This is a genomic window from Ruminiclostridium hungatei, assembly GCF_002051585.1.
Classification (GTDB): domain Bacteria; phylum Bacillota; class Clostridia; order Acetivibrionales; family DSM-1351; genus Ruminiclostridium; species Ruminiclostridium hungatei.
In genome coordinates this window covers 1-3,648 of sequence record NZ_MZGX01000051.1, presented here as the reverse complement: position 1 = coordinate 3,648, position 3,648 = coordinate 1, and the positions used below count along the sequence as shown (strand labels likewise).

General features: G+C 48.0%; 2 rRNA genes. Both read left to right on the top strand.

The annotated features are described in order from the left end of the window. Positions 1-216 precede the first annotated feature (216 nt). Positions 217-3,315, top strand: a 23S ribosomal RNA gene (locus CLHUN_RS21320). A gap of 210 nt (positions 3,316-3,525) precedes the next feature. Next, a 5S ribosomal RNA gene (gene rrf / locus CLHUN_RS21315) occupies positions 3,526-3,642 on the top strand. Positions 3,643-3,648 lie beyond the last annotated feature (6 nt).

Here is a 3,648-nt window from a genome sequence, read left to right as displayed (position 1 = left end):
GACTCTTAGGATAAAGGAACGAAAGTTCCAAACTCATTAGATTGTTAAGACAATCACTTTAGAAGAACTGATGATATCGAAGAAAATCGATAATAAAATTGGTAGAAGCGAGTAGTACACGGAAAACGACTGACGAGGAGCGGAGCCTATGTTGATAGGTGAGCACCGCAGGAGGGAAGTTTGACACAGTAATACGAAGCTTATAGCAATTTTAGAGGTCAAGCTACTAAGAGCATAGGGTGAATGCCTTGGCACCAGAAGGCGATGAAGGACGTGACAAGCTGCGAAAAGCTGCGGAGAGGCGCAAATAGCCATTGACCCGCAGATATCCGAATGGGGGAACCCGGCCAAACTAAACATTTGGTCATCGTTACATGAATACATAGTGTAACGAGGGCATACGTTGGGAACTGAAACATCTAAGTACCAACAGGAGTAGAAATCAAAAGAGATTCCGTAAGTAGTGGCGAGCGAAAGCGGATTAGCCCAAACCGGGTGATAGCAATATCATCCGGGGTTGAGGACCGGCATAATGATTCTCAAGTCATAGCAGAATGAACAGATGGAAAGCTGAGACCACAGAGGGTAAAAGTCCCGTATGTGAAATGATGAGAGACAGGCCGGTATCCAGAGTACCACGAGGCACGTGAAACCTCGTGGGAAGCAGGGTGGACCACCATCCAAGGCTAAATACTAACTGGTGACCGATAGTGAAGCAGTACCGTGAGGGAAAGGTGAAAAGAACCCCGGGAGGGGAGTGAAAGAGAACCTGAAACCCTATGTTTACAAGCAGTTGAAGAGCGTTAAAGCTCGACAGCGTACTTTTTGTAGAACGGTCCGGCGAGTTATTGTATGCAGCGAGGTTAAGTACTGAAGGTACGGAGCCGAAGGGAAACCGAGTCTTAAATGGGCGACAAGTTGCATGCTATAGACCCGAAACCGGGTGACCTACCCATGGACAGGTTGAAGCGGGAGTAAAATCTCGTGGAGGACCGAACCACATGACCGTTGAAAAGGTCTGGGATGAGCTGTGGGTGGCGGAGAAATTCCAATCGAACTCGGAGATAGCTGGTTCTCCCCGAAATAGCTTTAGGGCTAGCCTCAAGTTAGAGTCATACGGAGGTAGAGCACTGAATGGGCTAGGGGCCTTACCAGGTTACCGAACCCTATCAAACTCCGAATGCCGTAATGATGTTACTTGGGAGTCAGACTACGAGAGATAAGTCCCGTGGTCAAAAGGGAAACAGCCCAGACCATCAGCTAAGGTCCCAAAATTACAGTTAAGTGGAAAAGGATGTGGGCTTGCTAAGACAACTAGGATGTTGGCTTAGAAGCAGCCACTCATTCAAAGAGTGCGTAATAGCTCACTAGTCGAGTGAGCCTGCGCCGAAAATTACCGGGGCTAAACTGTATACCGAAGCTATGGATCAGCGTGTGTTCAATGGTGTACCTAGTGCAAAAGGCGGATAGGACATTTCACGAAAAGTTTCATAAGAGAATAATTGAAAACTTTTCGTCAAATTATCCTTCAGCTAGATGTATACCGACTGATAGTGTGAAACAATATCAGGTAAGAAACTAGGGACAGCATTGAACACACGAGGGTGGTAGGGGAGCTTACTGTTGTAGGTTGAAGCAAGACCGGAAGGACTTGTGGACGAAGCAGTAGTGAGAATGCCGGAATAAGTAGCGAAAGTAAAGTGAGAATCTTTACCGTCGAAAGCCTAAGGTTTCCTGGGGAAGGTTCGTCCGCCCAGGGTAAGTCTGGACCTAAGCTGAGGCCGAAAGGCGTAGGCGATGGATAACAGGTTGAAATTCCTGTACTGCCGTTAATCGTTATGAGAGAGGTGGGGACGCAGGAGGATAAGTCAAGCGAACAGCTGGAAAAGTTCGTGCAAGCGGGGTAGATAGTCCGGTAGGCAAATCCGCCGGATGTTTCGAAGACGTGATGCGGAGGGAAAACAAGTACCGAAGTGACCGATTCCACACTGACGAGAAAAGCCACTATCCAGATTAAAGGTACCAGTACCGCAAACCGACACAGGTAGGTGAGGAGAGAATCCTAAGACGAGCGGGAGAAGCGTTGTTAAGGAACTCGGCAAATTGACCCCGTAAGTTAGCGATAAGGGGTGCCTGCGTGAGCAGGTCGCAGAGAATAGGCCCAAGCAACTGTTTATCAAAAACACAGGTCTCTGCTAAATCGAAAGATGAAGTATAGGGGCTGACGCCTGCCCGGTGCTGGAAGGTTACGGGAATTGCTTAGCAAATGCAACCGCAAGGTTGCTATGCGAAGGCATGAACTTAAGCCCCAGTAAACGGCGGCCGTAACTATAACGGTCCTAAGGTAGCGAAATTCCTTGTCAGGTAAGTTCTGACCCGCACGAATGGCGTAATGACTTGGGCACTGTCTCAACAACGTACCCGGCGAAATTGTAGTACTTGTGAAGATGCAAGTTACCCGCGACTAGACGGAAAGACCCCATGGAGCTTCACTGTAGCTTGATATTGGGTTTCGGTATTTTTTGTACAGGATAGGTGGGAGACTGAGAATTAGTGGCGCCAGCCATTAAGGAGTCGACGTTGGGATACCACTCTAAAAGTACTGGAACTCTAACCTGGAGCCATAAACTGGTTTAGGGACACTGTCAGGTGGGCAGTTTGACTGGGGCGGTCGCCTCCCAAAGAGTAACGGAGGCGTCCAAAGGTTACCTCAGCGCGGTTGGAAATCGCGCATCGAGTGCAAAGGCATAAGGTAGCCTAACTGCGAGAGAGACACCTCGAGCAGGTACGAAAGTAGGGCTTAGTGATCCGGTGGTATGAAAGTGGAATTGCCATCGCTCAACGGATAAAAGCTACCCTGGGGATAACAGGCTTATCTCCCCCAAGAGTCCACATCGACGGGGAGGTTTGGCACCTCGATGTCGGCTCATCGCATCCTGGAGCTGTAGCAGGTTCCAAGGGTTTGGCTGTTCGCCAATTAAAGCGGTACGCGAGCTGGGTTCAGAACGTCGTGAGACAGTTCGGTCCCTATCTGTCGCGGGCGCAGGATATTTGAGAGGATCTGTCCTTAGTACGAGAGGACCGGGATGGACGAACCTCTAGTGCACCAGTTGTCATACCAATGGCACAGCTGGGTAGCCAAGTTCGGCAGGGATAAACGCTGAAGGCATCTAAGCGTGAAACCCACCTCAAGATGAGATATCCCATAGCGTAAGCTAGTAAGACCCCATGTAGACTACATGGTTGATAGGTCAAGAGTGTAAGTGCAGTAATGTATTAAGCTGATTGATACTAATAGGTCGAGGGTTTGACCCAAAGAAAACAGGTATTTCAAAAGTAGATGGTCTTAAAAAGGAACGAGAGTTCCGGTCTATGAGTTAAAAAAGTTCGAGTCTTCTTAAGAAAGAACGAAAGTTCTTCGATACATTATTCAGTTCTTAAGCTGTAGTGAAAGAGCTGAGCAGTAACAAATTAATATGTCAAAATCAGATTTTAAGTGCTATGCATATAAAAATCTGTAAATTTTCTGGTGGAAATGACGAGATGGATACACCCGTTCCCATACCGAACACGGCAGTTAAGCATCTCAGTGCTGATAATACTTGGCTGGACACGGCCCGGGAAAGTAAGTCTCTGCCAGATTTATAT